The sequence below is a fragment of the Lysobacter sp. Root690 genome (genome assembly GCF_001427785.1).
Lineage (GTDB): Bacteria > Pseudomonadota > Gammaproteobacteria > Xanthomonadales > Xanthomonadaceae > Lysobacter.
Genome location: NZ_LMHM01000011.1, coordinates 573,686 through 595,626 on the forward strand (window position 1 = coordinate 573,686; position 21,941 = coordinate 595,626).

Below are 21,941 nucleotides of genomic sequence, written 5' to 3' on the forward strand. Positions count from 1 at the left end.
GCTTTGAAACTTTTGCAGCAGACCCCGAATCCGCCGGCCGGGTCGCGACCGAAAAAACAGGGCTCTCACTTATATAAAAACAAAGGCGCCGTTCCCGGCGCCTCTGGCAAAACTGGCGGAGTGGACGGGACTCGAACCCGCGACCTCCGGCGTGACAGGCCAGCATTCTAACNTGCTTTGAAACTTTCGAATACAACTTTCGAAGTACGAACCCGACTCGCGTCTTGCTGGGCATCCGTGTTCAGGCGGATTCCGCGGCAGAAAGACCAGAGTCTGGTGGGTGCTGAGGGTTTCGAACCCCCGACCCTCTCCGTGTAAAGGAGACGCTCTACCGCTGAGCTAAGCACCCGAGCATCTGGGTTCGTTGCTTCGATTCTGCCTTCGATGCGTTGGCATCGTCGGCGAGCTGCTTAGTTTACAGCATCCTTCAGCGCCTTGCCAGCCTTGAAGGAAGGATTCTGCGAAGCCGCGATCTTGATGGTCTCGCCGGTCTTCGGGTTGCGGCCCTGGCGCGCGGCGCGCTGGCGCACCTGGAAGGTGCCGAAGCCTACGAGCGTGACAGTGTCGCCCTTCTTGAGCGCCTTGGTGACGACGTCGATCAGTGCGTCGACGGCGGCGGTAGCGTCGGTCTTCGACAGCTCGGCGGTTTCGGCAACGGCGCCTACGAGTTCGGCCTTGTTCATTAGTTTCTTGACTCCCTGTGCGGTGTGACCGCGTGTTCTGAGAATCGGAACGAACGCCGCAGGAGGCGAACGTTCCGATCAAGTGTGCCGTTCTGCAGATTTGTTGTGGGGATGCTGCAGCGCGGTTGCGGTCGTTATACCAGCGGCATTTTGGGGGCGCAAGCTTGAAAGCTAGCTGTGGCGCGGCTTTCAGCGATTTTTATTGCCCCTTGACGATGGATTCCGACCAGCGGCCCGAGTCAGTGCTTGACGTCGGGCTGCGGATTGCTCTTGTTGTTTTCGCGAACCGGAAGTTCGCCTTCGCCGGCGGGCGGCGTCGGCGTGATCGGACGCTCGAGCGCGAGACCGAGCACCTCGTCGATCCAGCGCGCAGGCACGATGTTCAAGCCCTGGGTCACACTCTTGGGCAGGTCGACCAGATCCTTGCGGTTCTCTTCGGGAATGATCACGGTGCGGATGCCGCCGCGCAGCGCCGCCAGCAATTTTTCCTTGAGGCCGCCGATCGGCAGCACGCGACCGCGCAAGGTGATTTCGCCGGTCATCGCCACGTCGGCCTTGACCGGATTCTTGGTCAGCATCGACACCAGCGCCGTCGCCATGCCGATGCCCGCGCTCGGGCCGTCCTTCGGCGTCGCGCCTTCGGGCACATGCACATGCACGTCGTGCTTCTGCAGGAACTCGACGTCGATGCCGAGATGTTCGGCGCGCGAACGCACCACCGACAACGCCGCCGACGCCGATTCCTTCATCACATCGCCGAGCTGTCCGGTGAGGATCAACTGACCCTTGCCCGGCACCAGCGTGGCTTCGACCTGCAACAAGTCGCCGCCGACTTCGGTCCAGGCCAGGCCGGTGACCAGGCCGATTTCGTTCTGCTCCTCGGCGCGGCCGAAATCGAAGCGACGCACGCCCAGATACTTCTCGAGGTTCTTCGAGCTGATCGTATGCACGCCGTCCTTGCCCTTCTTCGGCTTCGGACCGGCCAGCGCGATTTCCTTGACCACCTTGCGGCAGATCTTGGAGATCTCGCGCTCGAGATTGCGCACGCCCGATTCGCGCGTGTAGTAGCGCACGATGTCGCGCACCGCCGACTCGGCGATCTTGATTTCCTCGACCTTTAAACCATTGGCCTTGATCTGCTTGGGCAGCAGATAGCGCATCGCGATGCTGAGCTTCTCTTCCTCGGTGTAACCCGGGATGCGGATCACTTCCATGCGGTCGAGCAAGGGACCGGGAATGTTGAGCGAGTTGGAGGTCGCCACGAACATCACTTCGCTCAAGTCCAGATCGACTTCGAGGTAGTGGTCGTTGAACGAATGGTTCTGCTCGGGATCGAGCACTTCCAGCAGAGCCGAAGACGGATCGCCGCGGAAGTCCATCGACATCTTGTCGATTTCGTCGAGCACGAATAGCGGGTTCTTGGTGCCGATCTTGTTGAGGTTCTGGACGATGCGGCCCGGCATCGAACCCACGTAAGTACGGCGATGGCCGCGGATTTCGGCCTCGTCGCGCACGCCGCCGAGCGACATGCGCACGAACTTGCGATTGGTCGCCTTGGCGATCGACTGACCCAGCGAGGTCTTGCCCACGCCGGGCGGGCCGACCAGGCACAGGATCGCGCCCTTCATGTTTTTCACCCGCGTCTGCACCGCGAGGTATTCGAGGATGCGCTCCTTGACCTTCTCCAGGCCGAAGTGATCCGCGTCGAGCACGTCCTGCGCGGCCTTGAGGTCCTTGCGGATCTTGCTGCGCTTCTTCCACGGCACGCCGAGCAGCCAGTCCAGATAGTTGCGCACGACCGCGGCTTCGGCCGACATCGGCGACATCTGCTTGAGCTTGTTGAGTTCGGCCTTGGCCTTGGTCTCGACCGGCTTGGGCATGCCGGCTTCGGCGATCTTGCGCGTGAGTTCGTCGATGTCGTTGGGCGCATCGTCGATCTCGCCGAGCTCCTTCTGGATCGCCTTCATCTGCTCGTTGAGGTAGTACTCGCGCTGGCTCTTCTCCATCTGCGACTTCACGCGGCCGCGGATGCGCTTTTCCAACTGCTGCACGTCGATCTCGCCGTCGACCAGGCCGACCAGTTGCTCCAGGCGCGCGCCAATGGCGTGGGTCTCCAGCAGCTTCTGCTTGTCGCCGATGCGCACGCCCAGATGGGCGGCGACGGTGTCGGCCAGGCGGCCGGGCTCGTCGATGCCGGCGAGCGTCTGCATCAGCTCCGGCGGCAGCTTGCGATTGGTCTTGACGTACTGTTCGAACAAGCCCATCAGCGAACGCGCGATCGCCTCGATCTCGCGTTCTTCGCGATCGAGATTCGGCTCGACGATGACGGCCTGGCCGGACAACGCGCCGTCGCGCTCGATCACGTCGCTGACGGCGACGCGCGAGACGCCTTCGACCAGCACCTTGATCGTGCCGTCGGGCAACTTGAGCAATTGCAGCACCTGCGCGAGCGTGCCGATCTCGTACAGATCCTCGGCGGCCGGGTCGTCGGTTTCGGCGGACTTCTGCGCGACCAGCAGGATGCGCTTGTCGGATTCCATCGCCTGATCGAGCGCGCGAATGGATTTGTCGCGTCCGACGAACAGCGGGATCACCATGTGCGGGAACACGACCACGTCGCGCAGCGGCAGCACCGGCAATTGCAGGATTTCGTGTTCGGTATGGTCTGACATGCGGACTCCAGATGAATACGATCTGCGGCCACTACGGCCGCCATGACCGATTTATGGGGTTGCCGCCTGAGCGATGCAAGCGCGGCGTGTGCAGCGGCGGTCCGTTGTCCTTGAAAACCGTTGTTAATCAGTGGATTGAAGCGTTTTCAGCATGCAAAGTTCCAGCCTTGTCGACAGTCGGCCTTGGCGGTCCGGCAGGCAGCCGGCGACGCGCGGGCCTGATTCGCACCTTACGCCGTTATTGACTGAACACACGCCGATCCGGGCGCGAATCGGACAGGTTGGCCGGGTGCCGCAAGCGAGCATTCATTCCGGGGCTTGGCGGTCTGTGCGGGGCGGCGCCGGGACTGGTTTCGCGGCCTTCTCTGCTTGCCCATGCCGGTCGCGCCGCCCACGCCGACGGGGCCAGCATCTCGCTATGAATCGCGGCGTTCGAAGCTCCGCGAAGCGCCTCGCCCCCGAAGCCTTCGGCTCAGGCCACCGCGAGCTGAAACAAAACGCCGAGTCCTTGCCGCGGCCTGGGTGATGAATCACCAGCTCTACAACGAAAAAGACCAGACGCGAGCGCCTGGTCTTTTCGATAGCCCCGCGATGGTCGCGGCCTCGCGATGCCGCGGCTTACTCGGCCGCGGCGACCTTCGGCTGCGCCGGCGGCGTCTGATAGATCAGATACGGCTCGGACTTGTGCTCGATCACCGACTCGTCGACGACCACCTTGCTGACGTTTTCCAGCGACGGCAGTTCGTACATCGTGTCCAGCAGCACCGATTCGACGATGGTGCGCAGGCCGCGCGCGCCGGTCTTGCGCTTGAGCGCCTTACGCGCGATCGCCGCGAGCGCGTCGGGACGGAACTCGAGCTCGACGCTCTCCATCTCGAACAGCTTGCGGAACTGCTTGGTGATCGCGTTCTTGGGCTCGGTCAGGATCGAGATCAGCGCCGCTTCGTCGAGTTCCTCGAGCGTGGCGACCACCGGCAGGCGGCCGACGAACTCGGGGATCAGACCGAACTTGATCAGGTCCTCGGGCTCGACTTCGGCCAGGATCTTGCCGATCTCGACCTTGCGCTCGCTGCTCTTGACCTTGGCGCCGAACCCGATGCCGCCGGCTTCGGTGCTGCGCTGCTGGATGATCTTGTCCAGACCCGCGAACGCACCGCCGACCACGAACAAGATATTGCGCGTGTCGACCTGCAGGAATTCCTGCTGCGGATGCTTACGCCCGCCCTGCGGCGGCACGCTCGCGACGGTGCCTTCGATCAGCTTGAGCAGCGCCTGCTGCACGCCTTCGCCGGACACGTCGCGGGTGATCGAGGGGTTGTCGCTCTTGCGCGAGATCTTGTCGATTTCGTCGATGTAGACGATGCCCTGCTGGGCCTTCTCGACATCGTAATCGCACTTCTGCAACAGCTTCTGGATGATGTTCTCGACGTCTTCGCCCACATAACCGGCTTCGGTCAAAGTGGTGGCGTCGGCGATCGTGAACGGCACATTGAGCAGCCGCGCCAGCGTTTCGGCCAGCAGCGTCTTGCCCGAACCGGTCGGGCCGACCAGCAGGATGTTCGACTTCGACAATTCGACGTCGTCGTTCCTCTGCCGGCTCTCGATGCGCTTGTAGTGGTTGTACACGGCCACGGCCAGGGTGCGCTTGGCGCGCAGCTGGCCGATCACGTATTGGTCCAGCACCTCGAGGATCTCGCGCGGCTTGGGCAGATGACTGCGTGCCGACTGCGCCTTCTCCTCGAGTTCCTCACGGATGATGTCGTTGCAAAGCTCGACGCATTCATCGCAGATGAAGACGCTCGGACCCGCAATCAGCTTGCGGACTTCGTGCTGGCTTTTACCGCAGAACGAGCAATACAGGATCTTGTTGCTTTCGCCCGTGCTGCGTCCTTGTCGATCGTCGGTCATGCTTGGTGGGGTCCGTTGCTGCTCAGTGTGAAGCCTGATTCTTAATATGCCCAAAAAGCCTTGGCGGCAAGCGCCGCCAACGCTGATTCAGTTATGCCGACCCGAGAATAACACAGCGTCCCCGGCCACCCCGTAGCGTGGGCCTCGCCCTGGATTCCCAGCGCGATCAAGGATTTGCGTCATTATCGGGTCGCGGCCTGACTCAGGACGGCTGCACCGACTCTTCGGGGCGGCGATCCACGACCTGATCGATCAGGCCGTATTCGAGTGCGGCTTGGGCGCTCTTGAAGTTGTCGCGTTCGGTGTCGCGGGCGATCGTGTCCAGGTCCTGGCCGGTGTGCTTGGCCAGAATCTCGTTGAGGCGCTGACGCAGGGTCAGGATCTCGCGGGCGTGGATGTCGATATCGGTCGCCTGACCCTGGAAGCCGCCGAGCGGCTGATGGATCATCACGCGCGAGTTCGGCAGCGCCAGACGCTTGCCCTTCGCGCCCGACGCCAGCAGCAAGGCGCCCATGCTGGCGGCCTGGCCGATGCAGATCGTGCTCACGTCGGGCTTGATGTACTGCATGGTGTCGTAGATCGCCATGCCGGCGGTGACCACGCCACCGGGCGAGTTGATGTAGAGGCTGATGTCCTTTTCGGGATTTTCGGCCTCCAGGAACAGCATCTGCGCCACGATCACGTTGGCGACGTGGTCGTCGACCCCGCCGACGAGGAAGATGATGCGTTCCTTGAGCAGGCGCGAGTAGATGTCGTAGGCGCGCTCGCCGCGGCTGGTCTGTTCGACCACCATCGGCACCAGGTTCAAGGCTTTGGTTCGGTTGTCCATGTTCAACGGCACCTATTGGCTGACGTAGAAGTGCGCTGATAAACGCAGCGCGGTCCGGCCAACTTGGGGCCGGCCGGACCGCAGCGCAAGAGGCGCGATTGCTAAAAGCGTTTTGGCGGTTCTAGCCGCCCGTTGCGGACAGTGTCCGCAACGGGGGCTGGAGCGCTGGCGCGAGCGATCGCGCCGGCTGGGCGTCCGCTCAGTTCGGGCGGATCGCCTCGCTGAACGACAGCGGCTGCTCGGTGTGCTGGGCGCGCTCGGCGATCCAGTCGATCACCTGCTCCTCCATCACCCGGTTCTGCAGGCCGGCCATCAGCTGCTGGTCGTTGCGGTACAGGTCGATCACCTGCTGCGGCTCCTCGTAGGTCGAGGCGATCAGGCGCAGGGTCTCGTTGACGCGCTTGGGCTCCAGGCGCAGCTCGTTGCGACGCGCGATCTCGCCGACCAGCAGGCCGACCAGGACGCGCTTGCGGGCCGCGTCCATGTAGTTCAGGTGCGCATCGGCCGGGGCTTCGATCTGGCGGCCCTGTCGACGGGCCTGCTCGACGGTCTGCCAGACCATGTCGCGGGCTTCGTTCTCGACCAGCTTGGGCGGCATTTCGACCGACTCGTAGGCGGCGATGAGCTGCTCGCCGACTTCGCGGCGCAGACGGGTCATCAGCGCGCCCTTGAGCTCGCGCTCCAGGTTGGTGCGGATGTCGTTGCGGAACTGCTCGGCATCGCCGCTCTTCACACCGAAGCTCTTGATGAAGGCCGCGTCGACCTCCGGCAGCACCGGCTCGGACACGTGGTTGAGCTTGAGATGCACGCTGGCCTTCTGGCCGGCCAGTTGCGGCGCGCGCCAGTCGGCCGGGAATTCGACCTCGGCGACGGTTTCGTCGCCGGCCTTGACCCCGATCATGGCGTCTTCGAGCGGCTTGAACATCGATTCCGAGCCGATCTGAGTGCTGCCGTACTCGGCGCCCTCGGCCGGCAGGCGTTCGTCGCCGACCTGGCTCCAGGTTTCCAGCTCGACCACGTCGCCGGCCTGGGCCGGACGCTCGACCGTGGTGAGGGTGCGGCGCTGCAGGCGCAGGTTCTCGATCATCGCGTCGATGTCGGTGTCGGTCACGTCCGCGGTGTGGCGCAGGACCTGCAGCTTGCTCACGTCGATGTCGCCGAAATCCGGCACGACTTCGAAGGTGGCGATGTACGACAGCGTTTCGCCGCCTTCGGCGGCCGGCTCGATGCGCGGGTTACCGGCGATCTGCAGCTTTTCCTCGCGCACGGCGTTGCTGAAGCTCTCGCGCAGCATGCCGTCGAGGATTTCGGCGCGGACCTGGGCGCCGAAGCGCTGCTCGATCACCTTGGTCGGCACTTTGCCGGGACGGAAGCCCTTGATCTTGGCGTCGCGCGCGATTTCGCGCAGGCGGCCACCGACCTGGGTTTCCAGATTTTCGGCGGGGAGGCTGAAGGTCAGACGGCGTTCCAGCGAGCCCAGCGATTCGAGCGAAACTTGCATATCCACTCCTGCGACCGCGGCACCTGCCGCGGCGACGATGTTGATGATCCTGTCCGGCCGCTGGCCTGGGCGGCAGCAGTCCCGGGCAGCGGAACTTACTAGTTTGGCCGATAAAGGCCGCCGCTGCCAGCGTCAAGGGCCGCCGAATCGGCCTTGGGCGGGGTTTTGCGGGCGATCGGTCGCGTTTTGGCGATCCAGATGGGGCCCGGGGCACTTGAACGGCCTGAAGACAGGTGGCGCGGCCGTGCCAGGCCCGGCGGGGCGAATCCTGTCCCGCTGGCATGCCGGCGGCGGCGACCGGCCGCAGAGCTTGCCGCTACGGTGACGCTGGCGCCAAAAAGGGATAAAGCCCGGCCGGAATCGCCCGCCAATGGGGCATTCACGGCGGATGGCCGCCAGGCCAGCCGAGGTGGTGCGAAAGGCGGGACTCGAACCCGCACGGGGGTTACCCGCTGGAACCTAAATCCAGTGCGTCTACCAATTCCGCCACTTTCGCGCAGCGCCGGCATCGAAACGAAGCGGCCGGCGCATTCTAGCCGGGGCGCGGCGAAAAATCGCCCCGCGGCCGCGATCGGCGGGACGATCCAGGCGCACCGCCGGCCTTTGGTGCGACCACAAACGCCGTGCCCGCCGGTCGCGCACCCGCCCGACACCGCCAAGCGCTCGCCCATCATCGCCACCGAGCCCGCAAAGACACCCGCGCGACCGCGCGGCTATGCTCGGCGAAACCCAACGGAAGCCCTCCCGTGCGCGAACTGTTTCCCGAGATCGAGCCCTACCGCACTCACCGCCTCGCCGTGGACGACCTGCACGAGCTGCATATCGAAGAATGCGGCAATCCCGACGGCCTGCCGGTCGTGTTCCTGCACGGCGGGCCGGGCGCGGGGGTGTCGCCGTATCACCGCCGCTTCTTCGATCCCAAGCGCTATCGAATCGTCCTGTTCGATCAACGCGGCGCGGGCAAGTCGACGCCGCACGCGGAATTGCGCAACAACACCACCCAACATCTGGTCGCGGACATCGAGACGATCCGCGAGCACTTCGGCATCGAACGCTGGGTGGTGTTCGGCGGCTCGTGGGGCTCCACCCTCGCCCTCGCCTACAGCCAGGCGCATCCCGAACGCACGCTCGGCCTGGTGCTGCGCGGCATTTTCCTGGGACGGCCGGGCGAACTGCGCTGGTTCCAGGAACTCGACGGCGGCGCGCGCTGGATTTTCCCCGAGCGCTGGGCGCGTTACCTCGCCCACATCCCCGAAGCCGAACACGACAATCTGACCGAAGCCTATTGGCGCCGGCTCGACAGCGACGATCCGGACGTACGCCTGGCCGCGGCGCAGGCGTGGGGGTATTGGGAAGGCGGCAGCACCACCTTGATCCACGATCCGAACGAAGCTGGCAATTTCGAAGAACCGCGGGTGGCGATCAGCGTCGCGCGCGCCGAGGCGCATTACTTCCGCAACCAGGTATTCCTGCAGCCCGATCAACTGCTGCGCGACGTCGATCGCATCCGCCAGATTCCGGCGACGATCGTGCAGGGGCGCTACGACATCATCTGTCCGGCGAAAAGCGCGATCGATCTGGCCGCGGCGTGGCCGGAAGCGGAGCTCAAGATCGTACTGGCCGGGCACAGCGCGGCGGATCCGGCGATCGTGGATGCGCTGGTTACGGCGACCGATGCGCTCGCGGATCGCTTCGCTTCATCAGCGCGATAGGCACGGTGTGATCGGGCCTGGCGCGCGATGAAGCCTGACCTCGGTACCTGCGCGATGTTCGAAGGTGTCGCGATCGATCGAACCGAATCGCGGTGTCGAGGCTCGATCGAAGCAACGCGTTTTGCCCTGCGCAGCCGGCGCACGCCTGCTTCGACAGCACGCTGAATTGACACGGACAAAAAAAAGCCCGGCATGTCTGCCGGGCTTTTTCATCCATGGGGCCGTCCAGGATTCATCGCGACATGACTGTCGCCACGGCACCGGCCGCAATGTCCCGCATGAGCACGATCAGAAGACGCAGCGTCCGCCGCCGATCGGGCATGCCTTGACGAACACCCACTTGTGGCTGCTGCAGGTGTAGTAGTACCGCCAAGTGCCCTGCACGATGGTCGTGGTGGCGCCGTTGGGATTGCAGTACTGGCCGCCGACCTGCGCGCTCGCGGTGCCGCCGACGCCGATCGCCATACCCGCCGCGAACACCACGGCCGCCATCTTCTTCATCATAGTCCGATTCATTCGTTGCTCCCTTTGCATAACATGATGTCGCTGGAACGATTCGCGGGCATTCGCGGCGGCATGCAAATGAAACTTGCGCCATGAATGACAGCACGGACAGCCAGCGATTCTGTCCGTTGTCGGGTACCGGTGCTGTCGTGGGGGCGACGAATGGAATCGGCGGATTTCAGACCTGGACACGCCTTGATAGGGATAGCCGATTTTTGCGCTGCTGTGCGACGCTCAAGCGCGCAGATCACACAAAAAGCGTGATGCCCATTGGCACTTTATCTACACATCGGTCGAGCACCGGCGAAAAAGACGCCCGGAGCGCGTCAGGCGTCTCTGTTTTCGACGCCGAGTCGCCGCTGCATGACCGCAACGATGCGACGGCACGCGAGTCTGTCGAGCGAACACTCGGCCGCGAAGCGCGGCCAATGAGCAACCGCTAGCGCTCGTACAGAAGCGACGCGGGCGCTTGCCCGTCGCAGCCCTTGATGCATTTCCAGCGCTGACGCGTACTATCCTCGGTGCGCGGGCCGCCTTCCGACTCGATCTGCCGGTAAGTGGCGCCATGCAGCACCGACCGCGCATTGCCATCGCACCAGATCAGCTCGGGCGCCGTCGTGCGGCGATGACAGACCTCGGGCAGCCATTCGCCCCCGCTCACGGTCAGAACCTGCCCCGCGAGATCCTCGACACCGGCTTGGGTTGCGCTGGCGGAACGGCTCGACACGACCAACGAGACCGCATCGCCCGATGGCGTATGGCCGTTGAACGAACCCCAATGCTCCGCGGCCGCCGCATCGCCGGCGAGCCACAACAACAAGACGATCGGAATGGTTCTGACGATGACTGGCATTTGTTTTCGCCTCGTTGTGCTTGCGAATGTGCGTTGACTAGGCGTGAGCATGCTATCGCGGCGCGGCTGTCCGCGACTGCATAACGATGAACATCGCGCCGAACATCTTAAGCAATTCGCGGATTGATCGGCCCATCCATTGCCGCGACTGGCGATTCCGCGATAGCAGAAGAAGCCGATGGTCTTTCAAACCACGCGCATCGCGCGCAAGCGATTGCGATGAATATGCAAGCGATCTATTCACAGCCGCGAAGTGCCGATGAAGATCACGCTTTGATTTTGCGCCATGCACGCGAACGTCTGACATCCAGCGAAAAATAGGTTATCCCTGACTCGTCACGTGTCCAGGCTCGCGCTTCGCAGATCGCATTCGATGCGCGAAGCGCGATACCCGACAACGGACAGAAGCGCTGGCTGCCCGTGCCGGCATACGCGGACCCAGGTTGCATGCCGCATGTCCCGCCAATGCCCGCGAACCAATCCAGCGACATTGTTAAGCACATGGAGCAAGTGATGAATTCGACGATGACGAAGAAAGTGGCGGCCGCGGTGTTCGCGGCGGGATTGATGATCGGCGCTGGCGGCACCGCGAGCGCGCAGGTGGCCGGACAGTCGTGCAGTCCCAACGGCGCCTCGACGACCGTCGTGCAGAACGGACGGCGCAACTACTACACCTGCACCAACTACAAATGGGTGTTCGTGAAGTCGTGCCCGATTGGCGGCGGCCCCTGCTACACCCCCTGATCCTGCAAGCGTTCAGCCCGTGCCGTGGCGATGGCACGTCGCCGAAGACCAGGACGGCCCGCTGAACGGAAAAGGCCCGGCAGACATGCCGGGCCTTTTTGTTGCGCCGCATCCGACGATGCGTCGCGGCAGTTGATCGATAAGCGGCATCGGGATGCGCGCCAGGCTGATCGGGTTTCGGCGCCGGATCCGTTGTCGTGATTGGACTGACGATCGCGATGTTCTCGATCTTCGCCACGACAAGTTCGTCGCGGCTCGCGCAGATGCCGTTCGACTGGATGCGCAACTCAGAACCCGAATCCCGAGCCGCGCGATGCCGCAGCGAGGATCAATCCGGAATCGTCGGCTCGACCAGGCGCTCGAGCAAAGTCAGCGATTCCTGCCAGCCCAGATAACACTGTTCGACAGGAATCACGTCCGGAATGCCCTCCTGCACGATCTGCACTTCGGTGCCGCACGAGACCGCGCGCAAGGTGATCGTGGTGACCATGGTGCCCGGCAGATTCGGATCGTCGAAGCGATCGTCGTGGACTATGCGCTCGTTCGGCACGAGTTCCAGATACGTGCCGCCGAAGCTGTGGCCATTGCCGGTCGAAAGATTGGTGAAGCTCATGCGGTATCGGCCGCCGACCCGCGCCTCCAGCTCATGCACGGTGCAGGTGAAACCGTCCGGCGGCAGCCACTTGGACAGGGCGGCGGCGTCGAGGAAGGCGCGGTAGACGCGCTCGGCCGGGGCGGTGAAGACGCGATGCAGGCGGACGGTGCCACTCATGGGATATCTCCTAAGCGAGGTGAAGCCCTCACTGAGTCCGACGAACCAGCAGGGCGCGAATCGACATCGCGTTCTTACACGATCGAAGGTTGGCGCGGCGTGGTCGGACGCGGCCACAAGCCGGGCATGGCCGGGCGTGGCGCGGGAACCGTAAACTGAAGGCAACCCGCGGCATCTTTCAGGCTCGCCTTATCGCGGCGCTTTCCCCATCACGGCAATTGGAGTCCCCATGTCCGGCAACGACCGCAACGCCCCCTCGGCCCATGAGATCAACCTCATGGACAAGATTTTCGCCACCTTGGCGGCCCACGACGTCTTGCTCAAGGCCATGATCAGAACCGCCGATACCGACTATCGCCGCCGCATCGCCGGCGAATACACCGCCGTGGCCGACAGCATGCGGGCGGCGTTCACCCAGGGCGGAAAAGCGCCCGCGGGTTTCCTCGAGCAATACGACCGTCTGATCGCGCTCGCCAAGGAACAGGTTTTCGATTGAGCGATGCGCTGGATAGGGGGCCGGCGGGAATGCGGCCTCCGCATCGCACGGCGCGCAGTCCGCTGCGGCCCGGAGAGAGACATAAATTCAGCGGGAATTTTCAGGCCGCGAGGTTTTCGGGCAAAGAAAACTCCGGACAAAGAAAAAGGGACTTGGCATCGCGGCCAAGTCCCTTTCTTATTTGGTGGGCTTTCAAGGATTCGAACCTTGGACCTATTGATTAAGAGTCAACTCGCTGCAAATTAAAAATCAATAGGTTAGCCCTGATATTTTTCAGGAGCTGCGACCATACCGTCCTTGTGCGAAGAGGGCGTGGGCATCAATTTTCAGGAGGCAATTCCGCTGCCTTGAGTCCCAAGATCGCTTTAGTGACTTCATGTATTTCGCTGTGAATATCGTACTTGCGCAAGATAACCTCCTTCGCCAAACGCGTAATTTCGGCCTCTTCTCCAAGCATGTGCTGAACACGACCCTCAGGGTCGTTGATCCGCAATTTTTTTAGGGCGTAATTTTGGAGATTAATTTTTGCGGCTCTCGCTGCTACGAGGAACCCGCTGCATAGCAGTTGCAGTTCGGGAAAATACATCGCCTGCAATGTCGTGAATTTAGCGAAGGCGTCACTCTCGCTTGTCAAGGCCGCGCCCGTCATCACGTGGTTTCTATATTGCTCTAGGTGATCGCTAATGGAATTGAGCTCGATGAGTAGCTCTTCAAGCTTTTTAGCTCGAAGGGCCTTCCATTCCCGCGCAGCCCAGTCCTGATGAGCTATTTCTGTTCTGATTTGCTCCGTCGCTTTCGTGTTCTTGCGCAGTTGGTCAAGAAGTTCATCAAAATCCTCTTTGGTCGCCAAGTTCTCGCCTTTGCGCTTCGCATACCCCTCACCAGCGGCCGTAAAGACTTCGACGGCCTTTTTGGCCAGCCACCAGCCGACCAAAGCGATCACGCCGAGCACTGATCCGCCAGCAAGCAAGTTGGTTAGTACCGCTTCCATGCCACCCCCTATTGGTCTTCGACATCAAACGCTAATTGGGCCCTTGCTCAAAAGCTCAGCCACTACCATGTCAAGGCCCCGTAACCAGTGCCTTTCAGGGACACAGCGCGACAGCGCGCGTCAAGCGGATCAATCACTTACACCCCTACCGATGCCAGTTCGATCACACCCGTTCCACTATGGCTCGGGTGTCATCGCCTTATCAGGCACAGCGTTGAACACCCTCATACCTACAGCCGCAATTGCTTGCGATGTTGCCTCAAGAGCGACATCCAATTCCGCGTCGGTTACATCGAATTTGGCAAGATACTGCTCGGCCCGTTCGGCGGATCTAGGGGGGGGCAGGCGACTGCTGCATGTACCAGTAATTGATCGCCAAGACACGAAGGTCGTCGCACCGATCCAGGTACTTGTTAACCTGTTCGGAAAGTTCGGGGTAGTAGAGCTGCTGCAACGTTAGGACTCGGACTCTCGGTGCCCGGAAATCGTTGGGTACACGCTCCCCGACTTCGTGAAAATAGAACAAAACGACCGCTTGAATGTAGTCGTAGCTCTCATGCAGCGCCGCGAGCAATGGTTCTAGATTGCGCGCTCGGACTCCTTTCCATTCCCGAGCAATCCAATCTCGGTGCGCCACAGAAGTTCGAGCCTCCTCGAACTCTTTCATCTGCCTGACTGCATTAGCCAAATCTTCCTTGGTGGCGAGGTTCTCGCCCTTCTTGCCGGCATAGGCAGCAGCGCCGGCCCGCAGGACCCCAAAGACCACCCATACAAGTGCAGTTACCAGCGAGCCAATCGACAGCAAGCTCAGCGGATTAGCGAGCCATGCTTTGAACGCTTCAGCTTCCATACCATTTCCTGTCCACCGGCCAGTCCGGCTTCGTGAGTATTCTTACTAATTGAGACGCACAGCGCTACCATCGGCGCATGCCCTTCACCCTGCCCGAGCCTTTGGTCTGGCGCCAGTTCGCTAGGGAATACTTCGTGCTTGAGCTCGTGCCGAAGGGGGTCTTTGTCGGCTAGGTCCGACGGACCTGGGGTGAGCCCTAGGAAACGATCGTCGGCCTGCACCGGGACGAGCCCGGGCGTCTGCGCGCGCCGGCGGCGAGCCTGCGATAAGGCAGTACTTCGTCGGCCGCTGGTCGACCGTCAACCTTGCCATGATCGAATCTGAATGCAGGAGCATCGTTGTTTCGACTTGGGGGCTCGGCATGGGACAGCCCCCCCTCTCCCCCTGACTTCAATCCCTCCAAGATTCCAGCGCGGCCGAAGAGACGCAGCCGCCGGAATCCGGCTCTGAATAGTTCAGCTGTGGCCGGCGGCGCCCAGTTCTGTCGTTTCAAGTTGACTTAACAGGGGGAACACAATGGCAATTCCGGCAACTGCTGTCCGATGGCATGAAGAGGGCATCGTGGTACCAGGACGCCTCATCTACCAAGGCGAGCTATGGTTCCTTAGCGTGGCTGTGCAAAATCCGAGCTCCGTCACTGCCGCAGCGCTATGCCTCAGCGGAAGCGGCAAGGGCCAGCTTCGATCGCAAGGGCCAAGAGGGGTTAGCGAGGCTTACGTCCTAACTGACGAATTCGAATGGCGGCCGTATATAGACGGGCTGCCGGGCACCGTGCCTGGGCCGGGACATCATTACTCGCCTGCTGCGCTTTATGTTGGTACGAATGGCCCCGCATTCTGGAGCGTTGTCGGAACCCGGCTCGTGGCCTTCGACATTTGGGGAAAAGACGTCACCGACGTACAGAATGATACCGATCGGCATCCGTATTTCGACCGGTGGACTGCCGAACTAACGGTAGCAGGTAAACCGACGGAGACCGTCTCGAAGCTGTTCGAAGTGGAACCGTAAACGGCGACAGCAATCTGTGTCCTACCGACTTGACGATTTGATCAAATCGTCAAGTCGGCGCCACCTACTCAGTGCCCGACGGCCTCGCGGACACGCGCAGACAATCGGGAATTGAGCACCACGCCCGCGAGCTGTACCGCGCCCGGCCCCCTAAGGCTCCGCTCGATCGATTTGGCGGTGATGGTGATTTCGGGATTGTTGGTCTGATTGAACGCGCGGATCTTCGCCTGAACTGCCTTGACGTCGGCACCCGTACGAATCGCCGTGGCCAGGCTGTCCATCAGGTGAGCGCGGCGGTCGAGCAAGGCCTTCTCATAGTTCTTCAGCGCGTTGTTGCGCTCGTACCCCTGAGAAACCTTGGCCGACGTGAACCCGTTAAGCTGCAGCAGGGTATCCGCCCAAGGCGAACCACTTGCTGCGGTACCTGCGGCGCTTATGCGCCTGGGGCGTACGCCACGGTCACTGCCAAAACAATCTCGGCCGCGGCGTGAAGCAAACCACGGAGCGGAAGAAGCGGCAGTTCGCGAAAGATCAGGCGTACGTCTCCCTGGTCAAATTCGCGCGCGAGCGCGGCCAGCTCAAGCCCCACTCCAAGGGCAGCAACCGCCCTATCTGGTAGCGGTGGCCGAAATCGCCTTCAGCTGCCGCCTGCGAGGCGTCGAGGTCTGCGATCTCAACGACGCCGACATCCTCGAGGAGGGGCTCCAGAACAGACGCCGGAAGGGCAGCTTGACCAACATCACTGCGTGGAACGCTCGCTTGCAAGCGGCCGTTGCCGAACTGCAGGCGCGCCGCAGCGCGCTGATCAGCGCCAAGAAGCGCGTCACTCCGATGCGCGCGGAGAATCGACCGCTACTGTGCGGAGAAGATGGCGCGCCCCTGGCGAGATCGAGTCAGCACTCGGCTTGGAAGCAGCTAGTGGCCGCGGCGATCGGCGCCGGCGTGATCGCACAGGAAGACACGTTCGCGATGCATGGTCTCAAGCGCCGGGGCATCAGCAACACCGAAGGCACGCGCGCGGAGAAAAAGGACGCCTCACGTCATGCCAGGGAGCAGGCGTTTGCGATCTACGACGACGAGATCAAGGTGGTCCCGGCGCCGGCCCACCCGATCGGCAAGCTGGCGCGAACCGCCAAAAAAATCTGTAATTGGAAGCAGACAATGAAAAAGGACGTAGCATTTCGGCTAAATCCTCGTTTATTTTGGCGTGCAGCCAAGACTTCCAATTTTGGAGCTGAGTCCTACGCAGTAGGTCGCTGATGAGGTTGGCGCATGTCGATACGCTTTGTCGAACTGAGCAACGACTCTATACTGGCGAATGATTCGGGGGAGGGGGAATAATGGACACCCGCAGCGAGAAAAAGTACTTCGGCCACAACTTCCACACTCCTCTCCGATATCCCGGCGGGAAAGGCAAACTCGCGCGGTATGTCGCCAGCGTGATGGAAGAAAACGGCGTGTGCGGCGGCACTTACGTTGAGCCGTACGCAGGAGGCGCTGCAGTTGCCATTTCCTTACTACTCTCGGGGCACGCGTCGCGAGTCCACATCAACGACCTCAGCCCTGAAATACATGCGTTTTGGCTTGCCGTTCTCGACGACACGGATAGGCTTTTAAGACTTATCAGGGACACTCCCGTCAAGATGGACACGTGGCACCGAATGCGCGAGGTGCTGACGGATACTGACGCGTCGCCGCTTGAACTCGGTTTCGCGACATTCTTCCTGAATCGGACAAACCGCTCCGGAATTCTCAAGGCCGGCGTGATCGGGGGCAAGGATCAAACTGGCCCTTGGAAGCTCGATGCAAGGTTCAACAAACAGGACTTAGCGCGCCGCATCGAGACGATCGCCGCACGTCGCGCTTCGATTCACCTGCATTGTGAGGACGCTAGGCGGCTGATAAAGCGCCTGGCGCCACGTCTGGCCAAACTCAATCTGATCTACCTTGATCCTCCCTACTTCCAGAAAGGGCAAGATTTGTATCTGAATTTCTACGAAGCGGACGATCACGCAATACTGGCCAGCACGCTGCGTGATCTGCCTTCCCGCGTGCGCTGGATGCTGTCATACGACTCACATCCACAGATCGCGGCCCTGTACCGTAAATTCCCCGGGCTGACTTACACGCTCAACTACACAGCCCAGGAACGTACTCGTGGCCAAGAACTGATCTTCTTTAGCCGTGGCATGCGTATCCCTGCACTCACAGGCTCGATGCAGCCTGTTGTTAAGGCCGCCTAGTGTCGTCCCAACAGGCTTCAAGATAAGCCTCCACCTCGGTCCACAACACGTGCAGTGACTGCCTGTCCGGCAGGTGCTTGAACGAGTGCATAAAGTCGTTGAGCGTTGCGTACTGGAGCAGGGCTTCAGCCTGCGATTTATCCTTGAATCGTCGGTTAGCCGCGGTCAGCTCACCCTCATCAAGGCGCCCATGGGCCCGCATGTCGGTCGCGACGGCCTGTGCGCTCTTGTGCATTTCGCCCTTATCGGCGAGGCGGTGCCGCTTCATATATGCGCGCGTGCTCAACTCAAAGAAGATACGAAACAACGACGCCGCCGCGATCGCGTGATCCTCCGTTTCGGTCCTGCGGAGTTCTTTCAGAACCTCCCACGGCTTCCACATTGCGTCCGGAATTGCGGGCTTAAAACGCGTCCGGGGCACATACTTGCGATCCCAGTCGGGCTTCACCGGGCTGCGTTTCGAGACGGGCTTTTTCGCTCCACCTCCCCCATCACTACTTGGCTCATCGTCAGGAGCTTGAGGGTCGCTAGATCCTCGACCGCCGCGCCCGGCTCGATCGGCAGCGCTATCGCCGCCGCCAGCACCAGAGCCACCGGCAGGTTCGCGCGCACCGCTTGACGATTTACCTTCGGTCGGAGCAGCGAGCAGCCCTAGATCAGTCAGCAATGAGGTGATGTAAGCGCCTTGCTGTCCAACGGTGAAAACATTGTCGACCGTGACCTTTCCACTACCAAAATCTTGAACGATTCGTTCAGCGACGCGAACAGCTGAATCCTCTGCACTAGTTGACTCGACGACTCCATCTTTCTCCCGAAACCCAAGGCGCTCCAAATTCTGCTTGTTGAGGAAGCGATGGACTGTCGTGATTGGGAAATCATCATCGACGGCAATCCCGTGCTCTTCTGCCCACATCAGGAGAAGCCCAGTGAGCCGATAGTCCTTGGGTGCCGCTTGGTGCCCAAGAAGGAACATGGTCCGAAGCAGTGCATCCCAGTTCAGCTGGCCTGCGCCATCCATCGCACCCGCGTGCCGCGCGAGCACTTCCTGAAGCAACGCATTGTGATCGGAGGAGGAAAGCACATCGACCACGGCAGGAATTGGGAAGACCGCCTTCGCAGCGACGGCGGCCAACTGAGTCCGTAATGCTCTATCCCGACACAGGGCCGGATCGTTCAACAGCTTGAGTGCCGTGATGCGGCGATTGCCGTCCCACACGACGAACTTCTTACCCTTCACCGGTTCTACGAGTATCGGCGCGGTCGACAGCCCGTTTGTGGCGATGTCCTTGGCCAACGCCAGGAACTGCTTCGGCTTCCGCAACAGCCGTTCAATGCAGTCGCTCTGATCCTCTCCAGATCTGATACGAGGATTTTTTGTGTCCAGCAGCAGCTTCTCGAGCGGCACCGCCGGCACGACCTTAAAGGCAGTCCTTGTCATTTTTCGCATCCCCTGAGCCTGCGGAGTACTACGAGCGCGACGGCCACCTCTGTCCAGTCTGAGGCATCGCTTAGAGCGATTATAGGCAGGAATTTTAGGGGGAATTTTAGGGGGCAATAAAAAAGGACCTAGCGTTTCCGCTAAGTCCTTCTTTATTTGGTGGGCTGTCAAGGATTCGAACCTTGGACCTATTGATTAAGAGTTTGACCTACTTAGCTTTCATTTCAACAACTTAGACACTTCAATTTTACCGAAGGCGCACGGATAGGACACCAGTTTCCGCTACAAGGGGCACTAATTTTACCGGCCCCAGAACGGGCAAGGCACCTAGGGGGCTAACGCTTCAGCAGGGGCGGCGGCGCCCTCGCCACCCGCCGCAACGGGGCCCGCTTGCGGGTCGCCTGCCTTGGCCTGAGCAATGCGCCCCCTCAACTCGTGACGCCATCCCGTCATGACGAGCATGAACATGAACCACCACGCATAGACGGATTCAGCCGAGAAAGCTTCTCTGTCACTCAGCAGCCCATGAGCAAGTTCGTTTCGCAAATTTGGGCCATAGTGGTCGCAGAAGAGCGCTCTAATTTCAAAAGAATAATTAGGACCAAAGAAGCTCTCAACTTCCGGCAGTGTCATTAAGCCACTAAGACCGACTTCGTTGACGACACCCTCTTTACTCATTACGGTGGTGATGGCTCCGTTTTGTTTAATATGATACCTAACCAAGTGTTCGAGCTGCGGGACAAGTAAATGAACCGCGGCCGCCCAGTTTCCTTCAAATCCATAATGTAGCCCCTGCGCAACTAAACGCTCCCTTCCAGGCGGGACGATTGAGGTTTGACTAGCAAACTGAATTAATGCCTGTAGCTTAACGCCATGCTCCAACTGCACAATTTCGAGAGCCGGCAATATTAGGGCTTGAACACGCAAACCCATAGCCTGAGCCTGCGTTTGTATCATCTGCGCGCGAATCGCCGCCTCGTTGGCCTCTGAATCCGGCTCGGCCATATTAAAGCCCGGTCTCTTTGCAACAACATTTCCATCTCGCCCGAGAACGCTTGCGTGCATTGACGACATTAATGGATGCGCGCACAGTGCGGCCTTCGCCTGGTCCTTAGATTTTTGATAATCACTGATATTAAACAAGGACGCGAGTCCGCCAAGAGCTTCGACAAATGATTTCCCGGTAACAGACTGCTCCGCATGAGCAACGAGATCTAACACATCGATCGGGCCGCTGGATATCGTCGCCATCTCCGCATGCGATTTCTCTCCCGCCTCCCTCAACTCCCGTTGGAGTTGTTCGATTCGCTCGTCTACACCGTGCGCAGCGCGGTGGCTACCCGGCACACGTCTGAACACAAGGATGGCATCTTCGAGAAACGAAGCAGCGGCCATGTAACTTGGATGCGCCCCCTCTATGCGAGATTTAGCCTCGTCGTAGAAGCTTTCGGCAACAGCTACGGTCATCGCGCTTTCATTCAAATCGTCTCGACCTACTTTGTACCACTCGCCCGCGGCGCCGTAGTAATCGCGCGCGCGCCAAGAGTCGGCGCCGGCATTTTTTATAGCGTCCGCAATCCCGCGCAGATGAGCAGCAATCTGCGGCGCCGAGTCTTTTGCGAAACGATGTTCTTTAAGCGTGTCCGCGAGCCATAGCGACAAATATCCGTTCTCATGCGAACCCATGAAAAGTGCAGCCTCGATTGCCGCAACTATCTCTGCAAGCCGCTGTTGGTCACGATGCATGCGGACAAGCGTTATAGCTCGCAGCCAACATTCCCGGCCATCAGCGATCCACGAGTTTTCGGTCAGCTCTATCGACCGATAGCAATCAATCGCATCGCTTGCGTGTTGAGGTACTCGCGGGCGCAAACAATGCCATGCGATATCGTGAAGTCTCGCAGCCACCATTTTATTGACCACCAATGGCGCCAATTCTGCAATCAGGGCAATATCAGCCTGGGAGAAATCCTCCGGCATAATGGACCGTCTGTTACCCATCTCCATATACGGTCGGAATGGTTGCGACGCGCTTCCCGGAACAAGCGACATAGAACACGCGCTAGCGACTAGATCAATAGTCTTCGCCCATCGATACTCTTCCGCGGCGGCCGCGGCGGTAGCGGCCGCATTAAGTGCCGCATGGTAGAAGTAATAGCCTTGATCCGCTCCATCAAGAACTGTTTGGAGTTTCACGGCATCGAAGTCAGCAACCGTCGCTACGGTTCCCTCCGGTAACTCAAGCATTCGAATCTCCCTGTATGTGACAACAAATCGCCAAGCTCAGCTAATCCGATAACGGATTTCAGCACGATTTACGGCCCCGTTCCCTAATACCGCTCTTTGCTGCATCGCCGCTCACAGCATGGACGCTGGGCATTTGGGCTTATGGACAGTCTGCCTCGCAGTCGAGATGCGCCCAAAGCACCGGCCCGTCAATCTTCGCCCCTGTGATGCGCCAGAAGCCCGACCGGCCCCGCACGCGGTCGAGGTAGCACCCGCCGCCGTCCCCGCGCAGCTCGACCAGGGCACGGCGCCGCACGCAGCGGCCAGGGTCGCCCCATTCGTCGGGCTCCCATTCCTCATCGACCACGGCAGTGCCGACGACGCCATGCGCAGGATCGGCGCCAAGAGGGCCGCGCGACGCGATCACGACCCGGTATCGAACAAGACAGGAAGGCATGGCGCCATCGTAGCCACCAGCGTCTTACAGCCTGAGATTGTGCAGACTTTGGCC

General features: G+C 61.0%; 21 protein-coding genes and 2 tRNA genes. 7 read left to right on the forward strand and 16 right to left on the reverse strand.

Translation table 11 applies throughout. From position 1 onward, the window contains the following. Positions 1 to 274: 274 nt before the first annotated feature. The 7 genes from ASD86_RS07610 to ASD86_RS07640 all read right to left on the reverse strand — a co-directional run bounded on the left by ASD86_RS07610 (position 275) and on the right by ASD86_RS07640 (position 8,089). Positions 275 to 349 (reverse strand) — tRNA-Val (locus ASD86_RS07610). 61 nt (positions 350 to 410) lie between these two features. Then, the gene (locus ASD86_RS07615) at positions 411 to 683 is read right to left on the reverse strand and encodes an HU family DNA-binding protein (protein ID WP_036110003.1); all 273 of its coding nucleotides are present in this window, start codon (positions 681 to 683) and stop codon (positions 411 to 413) included. 239 nt (positions 684 to 922) lie between these two features. Continuing rightward, positions 923 to 3,355 (reverse strand): endopeptidase La, encoded by a 2,433-nt coding sequence (gene lon / locus ASD86_RS07620; protein WP_056108930.1) that lies wholly within the window; start codon positions 3,353 to 3,355, stop codon positions 923 to 925. A gap of 618 nt (positions 3,356 to 3,973) precedes the next feature. Then, a complete protein-coding gene (gene clpX, locus ASD86_RS07625; RefSeq protein WP_056108932.1) occupies positions 3,974 to 5,263 on the reverse strand; it encodes an ATP-dependent Clp protease ATP-binding subunit ClpX in 1,290 nt (429 codons plus the stop codon). Positions 5,264 to 5,465: 202 nt separating this feature from the next. After that, positions 5,466 to 6,092 (reverse strand): ATP-dependent Clp endopeptidase proteolytic subunit ClpP, encoded by a 627-nt coding sequence (clpP, locus tag ASD86_RS07630; protein ID WP_056108935.1) that lies wholly within the window; start codon positions 6,090 to 6,092, stop codon positions 5,466 to 5,468. A 199-nt stretch (positions 6,093 to 6,291) separates the two neighbouring features. Then, complete coding sequence (gene tig, locus ASD86_RS07635) at positions 6,292 to 7,593, reverse strand: trigger factor (protein WP_056108938.1); 1,302 nt, start codon at positions 7,591 to 7,593, stop codon at positions 6,292 to 6,294. Positions 7,594 to 8,003: 410 nt separating this feature from the next. Then, a tRNA-Leu gene (locus ASD86_RS07640) sits at positions 8,004 to 8,089 on the reverse strand. A 250-nt stretch (positions 8,090 to 8,339) separates the two neighbouring features. Between ASD86_RS07640 and pip the strand changes: the two genes are divergently transcribed. Then, the gene (gene pip / locus ASD86_RS07645; RefSeq protein ID WP_056108941.1) at positions 8,340 to 9,305 is read left to right on the forward strand and encodes a prolyl aminopeptidase; all 966 of its coding nucleotides are present in this window, start codon (positions 8,340 to 8,342) and stop codon (positions 9,303 to 9,305) included. 288 nt (positions 9,306 to 9,593) lie between these two features. Here the strand turns inward: pip and ASD86_RS07650 are convergent, their stop codons facing one another. After that, entirely contained in the window at positions 9,594 to 9,821 is a 228-nt protein-coding gene (locus ASD86_RS07650) for a hypothetical protein (RefSeq protein ID WP_157476292.1), read from the reverse strand. A gap of 80 nt (positions 9,822 to 9,901) precedes the next feature. Between ASD86_RS07650 and ASD86_RS26520 the strand changes: the two genes are divergently transcribed. Continuing rightward, positions 9,902 to 10,252, forward strand: a complete 351-nt coding sequence (locus tag ASD86_RS26520) for a hypothetical protein (RefSeq protein WP_157476294.1) — start codon at positions 9,902 to 9,904, stop codon at positions 10,250 to 10,252. Here the strand turns inward: ASD86_RS26520 and ASD86_RS07655 are convergent. After that, positions 10,249 to 10,662 carry a hypothetical protein gene (locus tag ASD86_RS07655; RefSeq protein ID WP_056108947.1) on the reverse strand — a complete coding sequence of 138 codons (414 nt, stop codon included), beginning with the start codon at positions 10,660 to 10,662 and terminating at the stop codon, positions 10,249 to 10,251. The two genes, ASD86_RS26520 and ASD86_RS07655, sit on opposite strands and share 4 nt — an antisense overlap. 123 nt (positions 10,663 to 10,785) lie before the next feature. Here ASD86_RS07655 and ASD86_RS27730 point away from each other — a divergent pair, with 123 nt between their 5' ends. Beyond that, on the forward strand, positions 10,786 to 10,983 hold the full coding sequence (locus ASD86_RS27730) for a hypothetical protein (RefSeq protein WP_235567691.1): 198 nt from the start codon (positions 10,786 to 10,788) through the stop codon (positions 10,981 to 10,983). A gap of 192 nt (positions 10,984 to 11,175) precedes the next feature. Continuing rightward, on the forward strand, positions 11,176 to 11,406 hold the full coding sequence (locus ASD86_RS07660) for a hypothetical protein (protein ID WP_157476296.1): 231 nt from the start codon (positions 11,176 to 11,178) through the stop codon (positions 11,404 to 11,406). Between the two features lie 328 nt (positions 11,407 to 11,734). Here ASD86_RS07660 and ASD86_RS07665 read toward each other — a convergent pair whose 3' ends face one another. Beyond that, the gene (locus tag ASD86_RS07665) at positions 11,735 to 12,178 is read right to left on the reverse strand and encodes an SRPBCC family protein (RefSeq protein WP_056108953.1); all 444 of its coding nucleotides are present in this window, start codon (positions 12,176 to 12,178) and stop codon (positions 11,735 to 11,737) included. A gap of 229 nt (positions 12,179 to 12,407) precedes the next feature. Between ASD86_RS07665 and ASD86_RS07670 the strand changes: the two genes are divergently transcribed. After that, on the forward strand, positions 12,408 to 12,674 hold the full coding sequence (locus tag ASD86_RS07670) for a hypothetical protein (protein WP_056108956.1): 267 nt from the start codon (positions 12,408 to 12,410) through the stop codon (positions 12,672 to 12,674). 319 nt (positions 12,675 to 12,993) lie between these two features. On the opposite strand, the gene ASD86_RS07680 is transcribed toward ASD86_RS07670, so the two are convergent. The 3 genes from ASD86_RS07680 to ASD86_RS07690 all read right to left on the reverse strand — a co-directional run bounded on the left by ASD86_RS07680 (position 12,994) and on the right by ASD86_RS07690 (position 15,828). Further along, a complete protein-coding gene (locus ASD86_RS07680; RefSeq protein WP_056108959.1) occupies positions 12,994 to 13,665 on the reverse strand; it encodes a hypothetical protein in 672 nt (223 codons plus the stop codon). Positions 13,666 to 13,996: 331 nt separating this feature from the next. Further along, positions 13,997 to 14,515, reverse strand: coding sequence for a hypothetical protein (locus ASD86_RS07685; protein WP_056108962.1), 519 nt, complete (start codon positions 14,513 to 14,515; stop codon positions 13,997 to 13,999). Positions 14,516 to 15,591: 1,076 nt separating this feature from the next. Next, on the reverse strand, positions 15,592 to 15,828 hold the full coding sequence (locus tag ASD86_RS07690) for a hypothetical protein (protein ID WP_056108965.1): 237 nt from the start codon (positions 15,826 to 15,828) through the stop codon (positions 15,592 to 15,594). A 424-nt stretch (positions 15,829 to 16,252) separates the two neighbouring features. Here ASD86_RS07690 and ASD86_RS07695 point away from each other — a divergent pair, with 424 nt between their 5' ends. After that, positions 16,253 to 16,783: a hypothetical protein gene (locus tag ASD86_RS07695; protein ID WP_157476298.1), complete on the forward strand. Its 531-nt coding sequence runs from the start codon at positions 16,253 to 16,255 to the stop codon at positions 16,781 to 16,783. Positions 16,784 to 16,863: 80 nt separating this feature from the next. Further along, positions 16,864 to 17,766, forward strand: a complete 903-nt coding sequence (locus ASD86_RS07700) for a DNA adenine methylase (RefSeq protein WP_056108971.1) — start codon at positions 16,864 to 16,866, stop codon at positions 17,764 to 17,766. On the opposite strand, the gene ASD86_RS07705 is transcribed toward ASD86_RS07700, so the two are convergent. The 3 genes from ASD86_RS07705 to ASD86_RS07715 all read right to left on the reverse strand — a co-directional run bounded on the left by ASD86_RS07705 (position 17,753) and on the right by ASD86_RS07715 (position 21,887). Further along, positions 17,753 to 19,213, reverse strand: coding sequence for a ParB N-terminal domain-containing protein (locus ASD86_RS07705; protein ID WP_082578146.1), 1,461 nt, complete (start codon positions 19,211 to 19,213; stop codon positions 17,753 to 17,755). The genes ASD86_RS07700 and ASD86_RS07705 overlap by 14 nt on opposite strands. A 318-nt stretch (positions 19,214 to 19,531) precedes the next feature. Then, on the reverse strand, positions 19,532 to 21,451 hold the full coding sequence (locus ASD86_RS07710; RefSeq protein ID WP_082578147.1) for a DUF4209 domain-containing protein: 1,920 nt from the start codon (positions 21,449 to 21,451) through the stop codon (positions 19,532 to 19,534). Between the two features lie 139 nt (positions 21,452 to 21,590). Further along, the gene (locus ASD86_RS07715; RefSeq protein WP_157476300.1) at positions 21,591 to 21,887 is read right to left on the reverse strand and encodes a hypothetical protein; all 297 of its coding nucleotides are present in this window, start codon (positions 21,885 to 21,887) and stop codon (positions 21,591 to 21,593) included. Positions 21,888 to 21,941: the final 54 nt, after the last annotated feature.

Coding starts and splice junctions, on each gene's coding strand:
- ASD86_RS07615 (WP_036110003.1), bottom strand. CDS start 683: ATGAACAAGGCCGAACTCGTAGGCGCCGTTGCCGAAACCGCCGAGCTG.
- lon (WP_056108930.1), bottom strand. CDS start 3,355: ATGTCAGACCATACCGAACACGAAATCCTGCAATTGCCGGTGCTGCCG.
- clpX (WP_056108932.1), bottom strand. CDS start 5,263: ATGACCGACGATCGACAAGGACGCAGCACGGGCGAAAGCAACAAGATC.
- clpP (WP_056108935.1), bottom strand. CDS start 6,092: ATGGACAACCGAACCAAAGCCTTGAACCTGGTGCCGATGGTGGTCGAA.
- tig (WP_056108938.1), bottom strand. CDS start 7,593: ATGCAAGTTTCGCTCGAATCGCTGGGCTCGCTGGAACGCCGTCTGACC.
- ASD86_RS07650 (WP_157476292.1), bottom strand. CDS start 9,821: ATGAATCGGACTATGATGAAGAAGATGGCGGCCGTGGTGTTCGCGGCG.
- ASD86_RS26520 (WP_157476294.1), top strand. CDS start 9,902: ATGAATGACAGCACGGACAGCCAGCGATTCTGTCCGTTGTCGGGTACC.
- ASD86_RS07655 (WP_056108947.1), bottom strand. CDS start 10,662: ATGCCAGTCATCGTCAGAACCATTCCGATCGTCTTGTTGTTGTGGCTC.
- ASD86_RS07660 (WP_157476296.1), top strand. CDS start 11,176: ATGAATTCGACGATGACGAAGAAAGTGGCGGCCGCGGTGTTCGCGGCG.
- ASD86_RS07665 (WP_056108953.1), bottom strand. CDS start 12,178: ATGAGTGGCACCGTCCGCCTGCATCGCGTCTTCACCGCCCCGGCCGAG.
- ASD86_RS07670 (WP_056108956.1), top strand. CDS start 12,408: ATGTCCGGCAACGACCGCAACGCCCCCTCGGCCCATGAGATCAACCTC.
- ASD86_RS07680 (WP_056108959.1), bottom strand. CDS start 13,665: ATGGAAGCGGTACTAACCAACTTGCTTGCTGGCGGATCAGTGCTCGGC.
- ASD86_RS07685 (WP_056108962.1), bottom strand. CDS start 14,515: ATGGAAGCTGAAGCGTTCAAAGCATGGCTCGCTAATCCGCTGAGCTTG.
- ASD86_RS07700 (WP_056108971.1), top strand. CDS start 16,864: ATGGACACCCGCAGCGAGAAAAAGTACTTCGGCCACAACTTCCACACT.
- ASD86_RS07705 (WP_082578146.1), bottom strand. CDS start 19,213: ATGCGAAAAATGACAAGGACTGCCTTTAAGGTCGTGCCGGCGGTGCCG.
- ASD86_RS07710 (WP_082578147.1), bottom strand. CDS start 21,451: ATGCTTGAGTTACCGGAGGGAACCGTAGCGACGGTTGCTGACTTCGAT.
- ASD86_RS07715 (WP_157476300.1), bottom strand. CDS start 21,887: ATGCCTTCCTGTCTTGTTCGATACCGGGTCGTGATCGCGTCGCGCGGC.